The following is a 17,025-nucleotide window of genomic DNA, read 5'->3' as shown; positions in this document are numbered from 1 at the left end:
AGATCGAGGCGGGCTAAAATATCGTTAGGAAATCTTTTAGCACGTCCCTGTACATATCGGTATATACTTTTGGTTCGCTGTAGATTACAAATTCATAGGCTATTGCCTGCGTGTTGTTTTTTCCAAAAGCAAGGATTTTCCTGTGTGCTGCATCATCCTTAAAGGAGTGAATGCTGATTGTTTTTTGCAGATAAAGTCCGCTTTGTAAGGCGAGGTTTTTCACCATTACCGAAGTATCTACGGACAGTATCAGCCAGCAAATTCCTACCTCTGTAAGGTGCGCTGCAATTGCTGACATCAATCTTTCAAAAAAGCCATCACCAGCATGCTTGGCCAGATTGGTCTTTGCTCCCGGCGATTGCAAGGAGTTAATGTAAAATGGAGGATTAGATACAATGAGGTCATATCTTTTTTCAGGATGATCTTCAAAAAACCGTTCGAACCCTTTCCCGTAAAGCGTAAGCCTGTTTTCAAAGGTCGAATTGCTGAAATTGCTTTTCGCGGTAGCAGAGGCCTGCTCATCAATTTCAACTGCGTCTATTTTGGCATCCGTGAAACGTTGCGCAAGCATCAGGGCGATTACGCCTGTACCGGTACCAATATCAAGTAGGCTTAACGGATTTCCTTCGCCGGCTATAGCACCCAGCAATACGCCATCGGTATTGATCTTCATGGCACAGCCGGTTTGGTCAACGCTGAATTGTTTGAAACGGAACATGAGGGCGAAGTTATCCATTGGTTGGGAATAAACTACATTTCTGCTAAATAACTTACATCGTCGCCCTCTTGGCCGGGCGAGGGCCAGTTACTTTACCTTAGATGCAAAGTAACCAAACATCAAGGCAAAAAAAAGCTTCCACCCACAGGCCATACTCCCTGGCCCGCTTTTTTGCCGGGCCTGCACACTTTTGATTTGGGATTGATAAAAGCGTTCCCCCTTATTGAACTCGTAATCTATTATCTTATTTCTTGACTCTCAAATCTTGTTTCTTTCCCCAAGGCGTCAGCAGGTAAGCTTCGGGCGAAAGCGGGCAGAACAATGGTGGCCTGCGTGGCTGCCGGGGCATAGCAAGTTTTTGCAGAAGCATTGGGCAGGTGCAGGCGGGGTAAAATAATTGCAGCCCGTGGTTCTGCCCGGTTTGCAGGGCAAAGGCAAAGCGAAGGCATGTGGGCTGGCCAGTGCGGCAAAGAAGCCTCCCTGCTGACTTGACTTTTTGGTTACTTTTGTGTCAAGACAAAAGTAACAGCCCTCCCGCGGCAATTGAGCGGGCCAATGATTGTTAGTACCAACAAAAGCATTTTAAAAACAAAGTAGACACTTCCCGTGGGGTGCCGAAATAAATTCGGCACGACTTTCTATCTTAGAATATAGTTAGACGTCCTTTATCGCTCATACAACTCCAGCGGCAAACCATCCGGATCAGCAAAAAAAGTAAAGCGTTTACCGGTAGTTTCGTCTACACGGATAGGTTCGATATTCACGCCAAAAGAAGCAATATGTGCTACGGCCTCATCCAAATCATCAACCTCAAAAGCTAAATGACGCAGACCAGCGGCTTCGGGGCGCGACGGACGTGCAGGCGGATTAGGAAAAGAAAAAAGCTCAATCTGGTAGAGGTCGCCCACTTCCAGATCAAGCTTGTATGATTGTCGTTGTTCGCGGTAAATTTCGCGGACTATTTTTAAGCCAAGTACCTCTGTATAAAACCGTTTGGATTTTGCGTAATCCGAACAGATGATAGCTATATGATGTACCCGGTTAAGTTTTAACATTATTCGCCTAAAATACCGTGAAGGATGTTAGCGTGAACCATTTTCAGGTCGGTAACATGACCAAAGGCTTCTTCGTCAACAGTTAAGCCACCATTGGTTACAGTACCCAGCAGGGTAAACTCAACCTCGCTGGTAGCCATTACCTCAACAAAACGTTCCTCCTCCTCGGGTGCAACGCTCACTACTACCCGGCCTTGTGCTTCACCAAACAGGAAGGCATCTTTACGGATACTGTCATCAGTAGCTATATCAAAACCAAGTCCGTTAGGCATGGCCGACTCTAACAGCGCAATATATAAACCACCATCAGCAACGTCATGGGCCGATTCAACCACTTTGTGTTTAATCAGTTCCTTAACCGTTTGCTGCATATCGTATTCTTTATCGATATCGAAATGCGGCGCAGGTGCTTTAGTTATTTTATGCCATGAAGCAAGGTATTGCGACGAAGCAATATCATTAACAGATTCGCCAATCAGATAGATCAAATCGCCAGGCTGCTTGAAGTCGGCGGTCATGATGTTTTCAACGTTGTCCATCACACCCAGCATACCAATAGTTGGCGTTGGGAATACCGAACCACCATCGGCCGACTGATTATAGAAACTAACGTTACCACCGGTAACAGGGGTTTCAAACTTGCGGCAGGCATCGCCCATACCTTTAATGGCGCTCACAAACTGCCAGTAAACTTCAGGAATGTAAGGGTTACCAAAGTTTAAGCAGTTGGTAATAGCCACAGGCTCGCCGCCGGCACAGGTAATGTTACGTGCTGCTTCGGCAACGGCAATGGCAGTACCTTTATATGGGTCGGCGTAAACGTAGCGTGAGTTACAGTCGGTAGTTAACACGATAGCTTTGTCGGTGTCTTTTACGGCAACAACGGCAGCATCGCATGAGCGGTTAGCTGTCATGGTTTGTACGCCTACCATGCTATCGTACTGGTCGGTTACCCAACGTTTTGACGCAATATTAGGGTGACCAACCAAATGTTCGGCAACCTCAACAAGGTTTGCAGGCTCTGCAACATCGTCGATATTGAATTTCTGGTTTTCGGCAAAGTAAGCAGGCTCGCGGTATTCGCGCTGGTAAACCGGGGCACCGCCGCCTAATACAAGGTCATCGGCAGGCACATCGGCAACTTTTTCGCCGTGCATAAAGTACTCTAAACGTTTGGTATCGGTAACCTCACCAATAATGGCGCAGTTAAGGTCCCATTTGTCAAAAATGTCTTCAACTTCTTTTTCGCGACCTTTATGAACTACGATCAGCATGCGCTCCTGTGATTCAGAAAGCAGGATCTCGTATGGTTTCATGTTGTCCTGGCGGGTTGGCACTTTGTCCAGGTCTATCCGCATCCCGTGCTCACCTTTGGCGCTCATTTCTGAGTTTGAGCAGATGATACCGGCAGCGCCCATATCCTGCATACCAACAACGGCACCGGTTTTAATTACCTCCAGGGTAGCTTCCAGCAATAGTTTTTCCTGGAAAGGGTCGCCTACCTGTACGGCAGGAAGGTCGTTCACCGAATCTTCGGTGATATCTTTAGAAGCAAAGGCGGCACCGTGGATCCCGTCTTTACCTGTAGCCGAACCAACTATATAAACCGGGTTGCCCACACCGTATGATGTAGCAGAAACGGTTTCGCCGGCCTTAACAATCCCGGCCGACATAGCGTTAACCAGCGGGTTAACATTATAGCAATCGTCAAAAAATAATTCGCCGCCTACGGTTGGGATGCCGAACGCGTTACCATAGTGGCTGATGCCTTTAACCACACCTTTAACTAACCATTTGGTTTTGTCGAGGGTTAAATCGCCAAACCGTAATGAGTTAAGCTGCGCGATTGGCCTTGCGCCCATGGTGAAAATATCGCGGTTGATACCGCCTACCCCTGTTGCGGCGCCCTGGTAAGGTTCAAGTGCCGAAGGGTGATTGTGCGATTCGATTTTGAAAGCGCAGCCAATGCCGTCGCCAAGGTCAACCAGACCGGCATTTTCTTCACCTGCCTTAGCCAGCATCCGCGGACTATCCTTTGGTAAAGTTTTAAGCCATGTAATTGAATTTTTATATGAGCAATGCTCGCTCCACATAACCGAGAAAATAGAAAGCTCGGTAAAGTTGGGCACACGCCCTAATATTTCATTTATACGTGCAAATTCTTCGGGTAAAAGGCCCAGATCTTTAGCGGTTTCAACGGTGGTTAATTCCTGGTGCTCCAATGTAATATTGTTTTATTTGAAAGGATGCGCAAAAGTATGAAAAAAGGCGGAAAGGGAAAAGGTTAAAGGCGAAAGGTTTGGGAAACGCCAACATGAGTATCAGATCAATTGTAACAAAGCGGCTGTCCCAATTTTTTGATTCCCGAAAAAAAATAAAAAAATCTCCGGCGTCTTTTTTTAAAAATGAGCATGTTCCAAATTTCGAGTGTAAAAACGCGGGACACCTTTTTTATGAAACACTTTGATAATCAAACAATTGGCTTTTTGCTTGAAACATAGCTAAATAACTAATAGTCACCACTTAAAACTTTCAAGAGTATAAAAACAGTATTAAAATGCAGTTTTTTTTATCCAGCATTTATTTCGCTTGTTTTTTATGTTTTTTTGAGTTTTTTTAAAATCAGCGCTTCATGCTTAAAGGGTACTGGCAAAATAGCGACACCATTAGTAAGGCTGATATCATTAAATTATAGTACTTTTTTTTAGGTATTTAGTCATTTCTGGATTATACCTTGCATGTGGGCCACAAGGCACAGCCTTGCGGCAACGACCAATTTTTTTTGCTACCGCAAGCATCCTCGCTTGAAGTTCGTTTGCTGAGTATCGGATTGGCTTGCGGTAATAGGGAACTAAAAACAGAGAAAGCTAAGATCCTTTTTTTTGATCTTAGCTTTCTTAATATGAATATATTATTAAATTATTTAGGTAGAACATAAAACTTAACACCCTCATTTACCCATCCTGAGCTACCGTTAACCGCATTTATATCAGGTGTCAGATAGTGATCGGTTTTAGACGAATTATAGAAGCTATACACCGGGATTGATCCGGAAACGTTGGTGCTATAAGCATAATATTTGATTCCATCATTCACCCAATTTGCCAAACCATTGACCTCATTCGGATTAATGGAATCATAATGATCTCCGGTGGATGTGTTATAAAATTCATATACCGGAACTGTCCCTGAAGCATTTGTTAAATATGCCTTAAATATCACGCCATAATATGCCCAACCGCTTGACGACAAGGTTGCATTTCTGTTTGCAGCAGTGAAATGATCTTCAAGACCCGAATTGTAGAATAAATAAACAGGCTGGGGACCGGGGATATGTGAAGATGTATATAAATAACTAACCGCGATAATATCATTGGAGGTAAAAGTTCGATTTAGCCCACTATTACATGCTAACATAATTGATTGAGGATCGGGACCTGAAGGTGTGCCTGGTATATATATTGCCCCGTCAGGAATACTTGATTCCGGACTGGCGGTACCTCCGCAACTGTATGATCTGTCAGCATAATCGGTATGCCTCATACCAATGGTATGCCCCATCTCATGTTGAATAGTAGATGAAATATAATCCTGATTTGTGGTGCCGGTTAAATTATACGTATTTAAAGTAATATAATTGTATGGCCTGCCATCGCTAAAGGGGAAGCCAGAAACCGCAAGTATATTACTATTTTGGTATGCAGAGGTCACTGTAATATCATAAGGTGGGCTGGACACTCGCTGAAACGTAATTAAAAGACCTAAGCTATTCCACCTCGTAATAGCATCATCCAAAGCCGACAAATAAACGCCCGACAAGGGGGAATACATGGTAATAGTTCTTGGCAACCCTGTCACCAAATTGGTAGTGTTGTATTGCTCTGTTTTGGCGACGATAACAGATGCGTTTTTATAAGATTGACGCAAAGAGTCTTTTGATAAAAAAATATCGTTTTCTACGATATAGCCATCTGATTTTTCAATTATCCCCGAAGTGTTGAATCCCAATTTTGCAATTACTTGAAGATCGCTTTCCTTTGGAGTATCCACCTTCGGTGGAGCTGCATTTTTTTTACATGAATCCGCAATTATGCAGATAAAAAACACAATAAATAACAGTTTAAGTTTTGTTTTCATATAGTGATTTAGTTAACGGCAGAACAAAACAAAAATGCCTAAAACTCATCCGAGGTGGTGGTTGATCACTGGTTTAGGATATTTTTATTACTACGAATATAATGAAGACATATATATAAATGCGATATTTTTACTTAATTTTTAACCTAAGAATATCATTGGGTATATATTGCTTTTTGAAGTGAATATGATCTTGAAAAAGCGTATCCGCAAAATATTGGATATTCTTAAAATAATCATAAAACTCAGGGGTAAGATCACATTGAATGCACTCGTTTTGCCCACTTGAGTACTTTGCTATCAGGTTCCTGCTGCTGGACCTAACCGGGGGGCTATAAAGTTTAAACGCAATGTGTTTCTGAATGCACAATTTATTGATCTTAATTATATAGTCGTTGGAGATAGGCGAAATTAATCGATAGGTGGTATCTTTTCCAGGTTGATAGTCTGGTGCCCAATTAGTATTAAGAATAAAAGGAAGTTGAGACAAAGCATTGAAAGGGATTTTATGAATTTGTTCCAAACACTTTGTAGTTAGCAGCGGCTTGTTTTCCTGTTTGTAAAATGGTTTCAGGAAGTAGTGAAAAGTAAATTTCTGATCAAGGTTGTTTGTAAATGTTTCAGGATGAAGAATTAAAATGACTTGTTCCGGCAAGCTATCACTATTAATATCTGTAAATTTTTTTAAAAGAATATAATAACCCGCCAATGAGATTGCCTGATTTGTGGTTAGTGAATAGATTTCATCATTATATGTATGATTGTCGTATAGCTGTTCGCCCACACTGTCTCCTATTATCAAGACTTTTACCTTTTTTTTAACCTTGCTTTTGTGCAAAGAAGTATAAATTTCACTCCCATTTACTATTTGCTCGTATGATTTATTAAAATAAGTGTAAAGGCTTTGAGCTGTTATAAACGGAGCCGCCAAAATTATAAAAAGCAAAAAACGCCTGATAAAAAACGCAGTACTCATAACTTAAAATTGGAAATAGATAAACCCCTGTTGTGTGCCACCAAAGTAACAAATCAAATAAATCAAACCTATGTATATCCCCCATCGTATGGCAGGCCACTTAACATAATCAATTTGAAGCCCATGTGTTTTGTCTCGGTGTATCCATTCAACGATTAAAAGAATCAAAATAAACTTAAATATCAAATTATCGAATAACTGGGGTTGTGAAATAAAAGATTTGGAAAATATGCCTTTATAATAGCTAAAGGCAAGTCTTATTGTATCCGCCCTGAATAATATCCACCCGGCCGTTATAGAAAGAAAGGTGGTTAACAAACCGAACACTTCACTCCATGACGGAAGATACCGATTTTCGGCCACTATTGCTGTTGCATGTTTCTTATTACGCCTGGTCAATAGAAGTGGCAGAAATAATAATCCATTTAGCGCTCCCCACAATAAAAAAGTCCAATTAGCTCCATGCCAAAAGCCGCTGATAATAAACATCAGGAGCGTGTTTCTTATTTTTTGCCATCGGGATCCTCTACTACCTCCAAGTGGAATATAAATATAGTCTCTAAACCAAGTAGAAAGCGATATATGCCAACGTCGCCAGAACTCAGCCACATTTCTGGAGAAATAAGGATAATTAAAATTCCTGATCAGTTCAATCCCAAAAAGACGTGCGGAGCCTAACGCAATGTCAGAATAACCTGAGAAATCGCAGTAAATCTGAAATGCGAATAATACAGCTCCGTAGAGCAATGTGCTGCCCTTGAAAATCTCGGGGGTTTTAAATATCTCATTTACGATGCGTGCACAATTGTCTGCAATTACAACTTTTTTGAATAATCCCCATAAGATCTGTCGCAAAGCATCTTTAGCGCTCTTGTAATCAAATTCTCGTTTTGCGCTAATTTGAGGCAATAAATGGGTAGCTCGTTCGATCGGGCCCGCTACCAATAATGGAAAAAAACTAACAAACAGCGAGTAGTCTATGAAATTCCTTGAGGGAACAGTTTTCCGGTTATAAATATCAAATACATAAGACAAGCCGTGAAAAGTGTAAAATGAAATGCCGACCGGTAAAATGATCTTTAATGTCCAATTGATTACCTGCCCCCCCGGCGGTTGAACTATGTCATAAAATGATTCAATAAAGAAATTGTAATATTTAAAAACCGCCAAAAAACCAACATTAATAATAACACTGGAGAAAAGCCAAATTCTCTTTTTAAGAGAACTGCGGGCTTGATAAATCATGATTCCCGAACAATAATCTAAAAGCGTGGAGAAGATCAATAAAAATAAAAAGCGAAAGTCCCACCAGCCATAAAAAACATAGCTGGCTACTAACAAGAGTCCATTTTGAGCTGTTTTTGACCTTTTCAATACTATCCAGTACAAAAAAAATATCAGCGGTAAAAAAAATGCGTACGCTATAGAATTGAATAACATTATATGTGTTAATAAATAACAGATCTAATTGACCTTTACTAATTTATATTTAAAGTTTAGTTTGTGTTTTTGAATCATGACCAATATACATACTTCAAGTTGAGCGCAACTGCTGCTACGATGATTTGGTTCAATCTGAATCATCTTACGTTGGCAGCTGTTAGCCCGTCCGCCAAAGATATCAATTCGAAAGTTTTCCTGATCATCACTTCATATGTTTAAGCTCGTATTGAATAGATTTAGACAAATAAGAAATTTATCTTTTGCTGCGCTTATAACACTTGAGTACGCAAACCAAATATCTAAATAACATCCACAAATGAGGACGCTTGCGACAGCAAAGGGGTAAATAACAGCAATTAATCTGCCCTACCGGCGCGAATGTGCAGCACACGCAAAAAGCGCGACGTATTAATGACCTCACAACAACTAACAATTGCCATTCCCCCAACAAATCCCTAATTTTAATCAACCAATTACCAAACTAAACATAACCTACAACAACCTCCACCTTTCTGATGCCGGACAAGCGTATTGCAGGCATTTCAGTCAAGGTAATGAAGGGCTATTTATATAAGACACAAAAAAAGCACGCCCCCTGCAAACACCATTTAAACCGATGTCAATATTCATAAAAATCATATCGAAAGCGTTGCTTATCATAAGCACTGGCAATGCTTTTGCCCAGACCGCCAACCAATCTCCATCAAATATCAGTTCAAAGCAGGTTGTGATTTACCGGTATAATCCGCACAACAAAAAAGACCATAAGGTTAAGGCCATAGCACTTTCGGCAGCTAAGTGTTATTACTTTAAAAAAATACCGCACGCGCAAATAGGCAAACCTTTATCGGCCGAAAACGGCAAATACATAGCTGATGCCACCATGAACAACTTCATGAACAAGCTGACCGCCAAAAACTTCGAAAACATCAACAAGCGGGAATGCAATTGCGGCGGTATGAGTGAGGAAACCTATGTTATAGAGATAAGTCCCGACGGGCAGGCCGCCAGCAGGAAGATTTTTTATGTTCCGGTAGTTAGTAACTGCCCGACCAATTCGCCATGCGCGGTTATTGGCACTATTACCGATTTCTTTGCAAAACTGAAGCAAAAATAAGTCATCCCCCACCGGTCTCCCAACCGGTGAGGGGATGCAGCCAATTAACTATTAACTATTACTATTTAAGAAACAGATCCCCTGTAGCCCAGGTTGGGTTTTTGGCGAACGCCTTCCAGAAGATCTGATCAAGGGCAAAATCGAAATTAGCTTTGAAACTGCGTGTGTTGGTCAGGATCACAAAATTAAACCCGTTACCCAAACGGGCTTGTTCTGTAGCCGTACCCGGCAAGCTTCCCTGGTGAAAATAGCTATCGCCTGCAATGGCCCAACCGCATCCATAACCTGCATTGGCCGTTGAGCCGGTATACATGGTGGTTAGCGAAGCCGGGGTAAGGATATCTGGCCTTACGGGAAATTTATCAATATAAACCAGGAACCTGGCCAGGTCGGCAGCGGTAGCAACCCAGCCCCCGTGCGCATCCATCCGCGTAATATTATAAGCATAAGGATCCTCTCCGGATTGACCGTAATAGGTAACTTCTTTAGCCTGTTTATCGGCCAGTGTGTTGCCGCCAATAGTCATATCAGTAATTCCGATTGGAGTTAAAACCAATGTTTTTACAGCCTCAGCATAGGTTTTTCCGGTAATTTTTTCTATTACACGCCCCAATATGCAATATCCAAAGTTAGAGTAGTCGTAATTGGTGCCCGGTACATGATCGAGCGGGCGGTTATCTAAAGTCCAGGTAATGAGCTGCGCCGTCGTCATTGTCGGGTTACTGAACATCGGGTCATCTGTTTCATTCCCCCAGCCGCCTGAGGTGTGGTGCAGCAACTCATCAACCGTAATATCGGTAATGTGTAAACCATAGGCTTTAGTACCATAGGTTTTACCTAAAATAGCGCCATCGCCAAATACTTTGTCCGATAGCTTTATTTTGCCCTGCTCCAGCAGTTTCATGATGGCAACCGCCGTGAATTGTTTTGAACAGCTGGCCAACCGGTAACGGTCGCTAATAACAGCTTTGGTACTTTTAGATTTATCGCTTACGCCGTAAGCTTTCAGGTAAACCAGTTTCTCGCCTTTGGTAATCGCTACGGATACCGCCGGTACATCATAAGTAGTCATAAAGGTATTTACCTCATCATCTAAAGCGGCAACAGCAACCTTGCTGGGGGTTAGGGTGTCGATAACGGTCCCCCCTCCTCCACCTGTGCCTGTTCCGGTGCCCGTTCCCGTTCCTTTACCGATTGTATCTGCACCATTGTTTGTTTTAGTTACAGATGGCGCGTCCTTTTTGCAGGCGGCAAAAAGCAACAGACCAGAAACAATAATTAATTTACTGATTTTCAAAGCATTAATCGACAGACTATAAAGCCCGGATGGATAAGTGTTTTTCATAGGGTATTTAATGGATATTAGGTTTAGTGTAAATTGCAGGCTTTGTTGCCGGGGCTATAACGCAAATGCAATTAGCTTACAAAGCTACATTACCGGTAAAAAAAACACTTACGCGTATGTTGCAAATACTTTCGAGTTTGTTGCATTTTTGTTGCAGCACAATGCGCGCATAAATAAATCCTTTCACCTTTAAAAGATTGATGAAATGAAACAAACGCTTATCCTGTTATTATTTTTCTGCAACGCTTTAATAGCCCAGGCGCAAAGAGTACTGGAACCATCAGCAGCAAAGCACCCGGAATGGACCCGCTCCTTTCCGCCTTTTCAAATCGCGGGCAATCTTTATTATGTGGGCACTGCCGATCTGGCTTGTTATCTCATCACCACTTCAGCGGGCAATATCCTGATCAATACCGGGCTTGCGTCTTCCGAACAGCAAATCACAGCAAATATCAAAACCCTGGGATTCAGGATTTCAGACACAAAAATCCTTTTAACAACCCAGGCACACTTTGATCACATGGGCGCGATGGCGGCAATAAAGAAGATCACAAAAGCCAAAATGATGGTAGATGAAGGCGACGCGGCGGTAGCAGCCGACGGGGGGCTTTCCGATTATGATCTTAAAGGGGATGTGCGCACATTCAGGCCTGTAAAAGCAGACCGTATTTTACACAACAGCGATAGTATTAAGCTGGGGAACATGAAACTAACTGTACTTCACCATCCGGGCCATACCAAAGGGTCCTGCAGCTATTTATTTGATGTAAAAGATAATAAACGAAACTACAGGGTTTTGATCGCCAACATGCCCACTATCGTTACCGATAAAAAGTTTTCAGATATCTCTTCCTATCCCGGCATCGCCAATGACTATGCGTATACCTTAAAAGCAATGAAGGGGTTAAAATTTGATCTTTGGTTAGCATCCCATGGTTCCCAATTTGATCTCCTCAGCAAACACAAGCCCGGCAGCCCTTATAATCCGATGGTTTTTGCTGATAAGAAGAATTATTACGATGAAATAAATGAACTGCAGGATGAGTATGATAAGAAAATGGCGGTAAAATAATTTGGGGGGATCGTTTACTGGTCGAAGGTTTAGCAACAGCGTAACATCAAATATGAATATCAAGCTGCATATCTGAGGTATACAATCGAGGCTCCCGCAAGCGTCTTTGATTGTGCCCCGCGTTCGGGTCATAAATATGCATAGCATATATATTTTCAGTAACTATTTTGTTATTCTGCTTTGAAGTAAAGTGTTTTATTGTAACTTACGGTAAAACTTAAGCCTTTCGCAATGATCAGAAAAATCGCCTTACTATTTACTTTAACACTTATCGCTTGCCGTGCTTTTTCGCAAACCTGTAACTGTGAAACCGAAGTAAAATATATCGCCGGCTTTATGGAAAAGAATTACGCCGGTTTTAAGGACAAGCAGGCACTGATGACTAAAGCCGGCTACGATAAAATGCTCAGTGAATATATCGGGCTTGCAAAAAAGCCTCATGCCAATGAACATTGTCTCCTGATCATCGCCCAATACCTTGACAAATTTAAAGATCACCATGTATCCGTTGGTGTTAAATTTGATGCAACTAAAATTGATTCGGCGTATATAGCAAACCGGGAGATCGTTCCTATAACAGCAGAAAAAATTGCCGAATTAAGAAAATCCAAAGGCTTTGAGGGTATTTATGATTTTCATGATCCGGCCAAATATAAGATAGCGGTAATAAAAGATAAAACACCCTTGCACGACTATCTGGCTGTGATTATAAGCTCCAACCTGCCGGGATGGAAACCAGGCATGATCAAATGGGAAGCTAAAATGGTTAATGACAGTATTGGGCGTGGTATATTATATATACTTAACGGGATGCCAAAAGTAGAAGGGTTTTATTTTAAAGGCAACCGGATTTATGGCGATTGGCATCGCGAGGGGACTACAGTTACTGAGTCCGCCTCATCCAAATACGAGCCGGTGGCGTTCCGTAAACTATCTGATAAAACCAGCTATTTGAAAATATCAACCTTTTCTCCGTCAAATGCAACAAACATTGATTCTATTGTTAAGGCAAATACAGCGATACTTTCAAACACCCCTAATTTGGTTTTAGATTTAAGGGGCAATGGCGGCGGCGCCGACTATACCTTTACCCCCTTAATGGATTTGGTGTATACCGGCCCGATTAAACATATAGGTAATGATCTGCTGTCTACCGATGCCAATATAGCCGGCTGGAAAAATATATTAAATGACAATGACAGATCCGAAGAAAACAAACAATCGCTCAGAAAAACAGTTGCCTCGCTTGAAGCAAACAGGGGTAAAATGGTAATGAATGCTAACGATTTTGACATCACCGGATACAAAATACAGCCCAACCCAGCTAAGGTTGTTATATTAATTGATAATAATTGCGCCAGTACTACCGAAGAGTTTTTACTACAAAGTCGCCAAAGTAAAAAAGTTACGCTGATGGGGCAGAACACATCAGGAACGCTCGATTATTCCAACGTACTACAAGCTCCGTTTTCTTGCATGCCGTACGTTCTTCATTATTCTTCCTCGCGTAGCCGCCGCGTGGATGTAGGCCAGGGAATTGATGAAACGGGTATAAAGCCCGCCGTTTATTTGCAGGAAAAAGACGATTGGATCAAAAAAGCCCAGGAAACATTGGAACACTAAAAGGCACAATCTCTCATATGTGTTAAGCAGCAAATGAGGCTATCCGGCGCTTTGGAGCACAACTCCTTAAATTGTGCCCAACTTGGTATAATTAGCCATATAAAAATTTCTTTCGCACTTAAATTTATTAAAACAGCCGATACTTTTATAGTAACGGCTGTGCTGTTTTTATTCCCTTTTTTTCAGCACCAAATACAGTTAGCTCCTAAAATGTGTTAAGCTTTCAGCTTAACACAAATCCATAAAAAAAAATATCAACTTAAACCGCAAGCAGGATGATTACATTGTTTTAGGTCCAGGTTACGCTATCGCTAAACTTGAATCAGTATCAGATATTTAAACCTTCTACCTCCCCAATACCTTCTCCGCCAGCTTAGTCCCCTCAACCCTGGCGCGGATCTTGGCAAAAGCAATTTCCCTCGCAGTTGAAGTATCATCACCAAATGGCGAAAAGCCGCAATCGTCGGTAGTGCCGAGCTGCTGGATGGGAATCACCTGCGCAGCTTCCAGGATCAGGTCGCTTACTTCTTCGGCAGTTTCTATTCTGGGATTAATCACATCGGTAACACCAAGAAATACCCGCTGGCCTGCTCCAAGGTTTTCTTTAATAGCATTAAGCACCGTTTTCTTATCCTTTTCGGCAGCATATTCCAGGTAAAAATTACCGGCATGGAGTTTAAACAGCAGCGGGAGCAGTTCCGTATAAGAAATATCGGCGCTATGGGTTGAGTCATGATCACCGCCGAGGCAGGTGTGTACGCCAATTTTCTTCTGTTCTTCGGCAGTGAAGCGGTCGAGCACCTTGTTATTGAGGTCGATAAAAGCCGATAGCAGTTGTTTGCTGGGGTCTAACTTAATGGCCAAGCGGGCTTCGGTAAAATCAATTTGTACATTATAAGCGCCGCTTTCAAGGCATGAGCGGATATCATACACCGCATCGTTCACCAAATCGGCAAGGAACTGATCGCGCGAATAACCGTCGATGCCCTCCTGCGGATAAAGCAGGCTCATGGCCGAGCAGGAAATAACAGCCTGCTTCACCGGCAAATTAGCATACTTTTTGGCTTGGTTTAGGTATGAGTTTGCAAAAGTAGTGTAATGAAATGGGCCGGCAGTTAGTTTGGGTAACTGGCGGGTATGTCCGTCAGCAAAGGGGATCACCACGCCATCAGCAGCAAAGTTTTTAAAACCCTGCATTGGGTAAGTAACAAAGCTTGGTTTTGATTGCTCGCCATCACTAATCACGGGTGAACCTGTTGCTTCCAGTTCCTGAATAGTTTCCCGTGTAGCCCGGTCGAACAGGTTGTTTAATTCGTCGGCTTTAATTTGTCCGCCCGCAAAGGCGGTCACGGCTTGTTGCAAATAAACCGGGCGCGGAATGCTCCCGATGGGTTCGGTAAGTATTTTCATATATAGGTTAAGATTGATTTATAAAGTTAACAAATGAAACCTATGGTAAAGTATTATGGGTAAATAAATTATAATGATTCAATGCACACTATATCAATATACGCCCCACTCGCCCCTCCCAACCCGCATGTCGTCAATTATCCCAATACAATCATCAATTTCCGAAATCCATACCGTTAACATTCGCTATTTTGTTATCAAAAACCAATAGCCGGTATGAAAACATCACGCTGCCTTATTTTCATCGTTTTAATATTTTGCGGTTGCTCGTCAGCACCCCAAAGCGATAACCTTGCCGCCGACAAACTTGCCCTTCAAAAAACCAAGGCCGCTTTTACTACGGCTTTTGCTCACAGTGACGTAAAGGCTATAGTAGCGCTGCACCATCCCGATATTGTTAAATATTTTGGCGGCAGCAATGTGGTTACCGGCCGCACGCAGCTGGCCCGGCAGTTAACGGCCATGTTCCGTACATCCAGGATGGAATTAATCCAGAACCAGGTTGAAAGTACCGCGTTTAATGGCAACACCATTATCGAAACCTGCATATTCGCGTTTAGGGCAACACCGGTAAATGGCGGCAAGTCGTCTGTAGGCCGGGGTCGGTCAATGACCGTTTTTGTCAGGTATAAAAACAGTCCCTACGGCTGGGTTTCCATAAGGGAAATGGCCCAGGCTGCTCCTGAAGGTGCAAAATAATCCTGTTCAGGCTCAGCTGTCAGTAAAATAACGCCGCTTTTTACATTCGCGTAAAAACCGCACACCTAAAACGTGATTTAACGCATTGTTTTTCAATAATTTATATATAATTTCATTCATCTAACAACAATAAAACCATACCAACCAGCAATTAGAATTTACGCAAGCACAATTGGCGAAATAAATGAAACCGCGTGATCATAGTTTTTGGCCGTTTACGCCAAAGGTGAGTATCATTACCGCCGTTGTTGTTTTATTGGTACTCCTGCTGCTCACGGGGGTGCTCCGTGTTTATACAGGCTGGCCTGCCGACTCGGCCAATAACACCGTCTTGATCGGAATTTTTATCCTTAGCCTGCTCCCTATCGTCCTCGCAATCCTCAACGTAGTTATTGAGCGCGGGGGCAGCATAGGCTATGGCGACCTCAAGATCGACTTTTCAAAAATCCAGCAACTGTCAAATTCGGGTTTTACCGTGCCCGCCAATATTGGGGTACGGGGACAGTATGTTGCCGACAGCGGCACCTCCAATATCCTCGAAACACTGCGCGCGGCTACTTCTTCGGGCGTCGCGGTGATCGACCTTGAAGATGGGCACGCCTGGTGGGAAACCCGGTTGTTAGTTTTGCTGGCCGGCGCCGACCGCCTTAAAAAACCCGATAAAATTGTTTTTGTAGCAACTGTCGAAGCAAGAGAGCAAACTTATTTAGGCTGGGCCCGCCCCGGCGACCTCCTGGAACAGCTGCTAAAAGAAGACCCGCGATATTTAAGAACCTTTTATGCCGCCCGTGCGGCTGCCGCGCAATGGGCATTATTAGGCCCCTTAGCCCTCTTGCCGCCCGGCAGTTATTATAATGCTCCGCCGCCACCGCCCTGGATGCAGGGTATCCTTGCCCTAAGCCACGCCTGGATGGCATTTTCAACCACCACCGGTTTACCTAACGAATTATTAGCCGAGCAACTTTTACAAAACGAACTTGGCCAAACTATTGAAAGCACGGGCGGCGCAAAGCATATCAGCACCGTACACCTTGATAATTTATTTAAGCCGGTACTGATAAAAAAACAGATAGACAAAAACTGGGATAATGAGCAGCAAACAAACGCCCTGTTTGCCAATGAAGATCCTTTTATTGTAATAACAGAAAGTGGAAAATACTCGGCGATAGTTTCGGCACAGTCTTTATATAATGAGGTATTAAGAGGCTTTTTGAAAACAGCCTGATTAAGATTTTATTAGATAAGGCCTCATAGTTTCATTACTTATAATACCGCGACTGTAAGTTACTGATTCGTTAAATGTGTTTTCTCGATCAATATTATAAATATGGGCGTTGCCTGCGGCCGTGCTATACGCTCATACGCCTGCAGGCCTTATGCTCATTGGCCGGTATCCGCTCTTATCACTAACGCGCCCCCCCCCCGCTCAC

Annotated in this window: 13 protein-coding genes; 5 read left to right on the top strand and 8 right to left on the bottom strand. The window is 42.8% G+C overall.

Going from position 1 to position 17,025, the window contains the following annotated elements:
* Positions 1-13: 13 nt before the first annotated feature.
* From ACEN82_RS05675 to ACEN82_RS05650, 6 genes are all read right to left on the bottom strand, one after another.
* Entirely contained in the window at positions 14-736 is a 723-nt protein-coding gene (locus tag ACEN82_RS05675) for a tRNA1(Val) (adenine(37)-N6)-methyltransferase (protein WP_413318310.1), read from the bottom strand.
* A gap of 647 nt (positions 737-1,383) precedes the next feature.
* On the bottom strand, positions 1,384-1,773 hold the full coding sequence (gloA2, locus tag ACEN82_RS05670; RefSeq protein WP_413318312.1) for an SMU1112c/YaeR family gloxylase I-like metalloprotein: 390 nt from the start codon (positions 1,771-1,773) through the stop codon (positions 1,384-1,386).
* Positions 1,773-3,995, bottom strand: coding sequence for a phosphoribosylformylglycinamidine synthase subunit PurL (purL, locus tag ACEN82_RS05665; RefSeq protein WP_176628366.1), 2,223 nt, complete (start codon positions 3,993-3,995; stop codon positions 1,773-1,775). The genes gloA2 and purL overlap by 1 nt, the downstream gene beginning before the upstream one ends.
* Positions 3,996-4,692: 697 nt before the next feature.
* Entirely contained in the window at positions 4,693-5,910 is a 1,218-nt protein-coding gene (locus ACEN82_RS05660) for a M57 family metalloprotease (RefSeq protein WP_188832818.1), read from the bottom strand.
* A 130-nt stretch (positions 5,911-6,040) separates the two neighbouring features.
* Positions 6,041-6,886 (bottom strand): hypothetical protein, encoded by an 846-nt coding sequence (locus tag ACEN82_RS05655; protein WP_188832819.1) that lies wholly within the window; start codon positions 6,884-6,886, stop codon positions 6,041-6,043.
* Positions 6,887-6,889: 3 nt separating this feature from the next.
* Positions 6,890-8,260 carry an MBOAT family O-acyltransferase gene (locus ACEN82_RS05650; protein WP_354437273.1) on the bottom strand — a complete coding sequence of 457 codons (1,371 nt, stop codon included), beginning with the start codon at positions 8,258-8,260 and terminating at the stop codon, positions 6,890-6,892.
* 685 nt (positions 8,261-8,945) lie between these two features.
* On the opposite strand from ACEN82_RS05650, the gene ACEN82_RS05645 reads away from it, so the two are divergent.
* Positions 8,946-9,446, top strand: coding sequence for a hypothetical protein (locus ACEN82_RS05645; protein WP_413318316.1), 501 nt, complete (start codon positions 8,946-8,948; stop codon positions 9,444-9,446).
* A 61-nt stretch (positions 9,447-9,507) separates the two neighbouring features.
* Here ACEN82_RS05645 and ACEN82_RS05640 read toward each other — a convergent pair whose 3' ends face one another.
* The gene (locus ACEN82_RS05640; protein ID WP_413318318.1) at positions 9,508-10,791 is read right to left on the bottom strand and encodes a serine hydrolase domain-containing protein; all 1,284 of its coding nucleotides are present in this window, start codon (positions 10,789-10,791) and stop codon (positions 9,508-9,510) included.
* A gap of 205 nt (positions 10,792-10,996) precedes the next feature.
* On the opposite strand from ACEN82_RS05640, the gene bla reads away from it, so the two are divergent.
* Together bla and ACEN82_RS05630 are read left to right on the top strand one after the other, a co-directional pair.
* Complete coding sequence (bla, locus tag ACEN82_RS05635; protein ID WP_413318320.1) at positions 10,997-11,863, top strand: subclass B3 metallo-beta-lactamase; 867 nt, start codon at positions 10,997-10,999, stop codon at positions 11,861-11,863.
* A gap of 231 nt (positions 11,864-12,094) precedes the next feature.
* The gene (locus tag ACEN82_RS05630) at positions 12,095-13,486 is read left to right on the top strand and encodes a S41 family peptidase (protein WP_413318322.1); all 1,392 of its coding nucleotides are present in this window, start codon (positions 12,095-12,097) and stop codon (positions 13,484-13,486) included.
* A 345-nt stretch (positions 13,487-13,831) separates the two neighbouring features.
* On the opposite strand, the gene ACEN82_RS05625 is transcribed toward ACEN82_RS05630, so the two are convergent.
* Positions 13,832-14,896, bottom strand: coding sequence for a cobalamin-independent methionine synthase II family protein (locus ACEN82_RS05625; RefSeq protein ID WP_413318324.1), 1,065 nt, complete (start codon positions 14,894-14,896; stop codon positions 13,832-13,834).
* A gap of 216 nt (positions 14,897-15,112) precedes the next feature.
* Between ACEN82_RS05625 and ACEN82_RS05620 the strand changes: the two genes are divergently transcribed.
* Both ACEN82_RS05620 and ACEN82_RS05615 read left to right on the top strand, forming a co-directional pair.
* A complete protein-coding gene (locus ACEN82_RS05620) occupies positions 15,113-15,595 on the top strand; it encodes a YybH family protein (RefSeq protein ID WP_413318326.1) in 483 nt (160 codons plus the stop codon).
* Between the two features lie 184 nt (positions 15,596-15,779).
* Entirely contained in the window at positions 15,780-16,820 is a 1,041-nt protein-coding gene (locus ACEN82_RS05615; protein WP_413318328.1) for a hypothetical protein, read from the top strand.
* Positions 16,821-17,025: the final 205 nt, after the last annotated feature.

The sequence above is a fragment of the Mucilaginibacter sp. Mucisp73 genome (assembly GCF_059491465.1).
Note: the sequence above shows the minus strand (reverse complement) of the source record. Positions and strands in the feature narration are given on the sequence as shown.

What these genes read in the sequence shown, in the direction of transcription:
- ACEN82_RS05675 (WP_413318310.1), bottom strand. Translation starts at nt 736, where the DNA reads ATGGATAACTTCGCCCTCATGTTCCGTTTCAAACAATTCAGCGTTGAC.
- gloA2 (WP_413318312.1), bottom strand. Translation starts at nt 1,773, where the DNA reads ATGTTAAAACTTAACCGGGTACATCATATAGCTATCATCTGTTCGGAT.
- ACEN82_RS05660 (WP_188832818.1), bottom strand. Translation starts at nt 5,910, where the DNA reads ATGAAAACAAAACTTAAACTGTTATTTATTGTGTTTTTTATCTGCATA.
- ACEN82_RS05655 (WP_188832819.1), bottom strand. Translation starts at nt 6,886, where the DNA reads ATGAGTACTGCGTTTTTTATCAGGCGTTTTTTGCTTTTTATAATTTTG.
- ACEN82_RS05645 (WP_413318316.1), top strand. Translation starts at nt 8,946, where the DNA reads ATGTCAATATTCATAAAAATCATATCGAAAGCGTTGCTTATCATAAGC.
- ACEN82_RS05640 (WP_413318318.1), bottom strand. Translation starts at nt 10,791, where the DNA reads ATGAAAAACACTTATCCATCCGGGCTTTATAGTCTGTCGATTAATGCT.
- bla (WP_413318320.1), top strand. Translation starts at nt 10,997, where the DNA reads ATGAAACAAACGCTTATCCTGTTATTATTTTTCTGCAACGCTTTAATA.
- ACEN82_RS05630 (WP_413318322.1), top strand. Translation starts at nt 12,095, where the DNA reads ATGATCAGAAAAATCGCCTTACTATTTACTTTAACACTTATCGCTTGC.
- ACEN82_RS05625 (WP_413318324.1), bottom strand. Translation starts at nt 14,896, where the DNA reads ATGAAAATACTTACCGAACCCATCGGGAGCATTCCGCGCCCGGTTTAT.
- ACEN82_RS05620 (WP_413318326.1), top strand. Translation starts at nt 15,113, where the DNA reads ATGAAAACATCACGCTGCCTTATTTTCATCGTTTTAATATTTTGCGGT.
- ACEN82_RS05615 (WP_413318328.1), top strand. Translation starts at nt 15,780, where the DNA reads ATGAAACCGCGTGATCATAGTTTTTGGCCGTTTACGCCAAAGGTGAGT.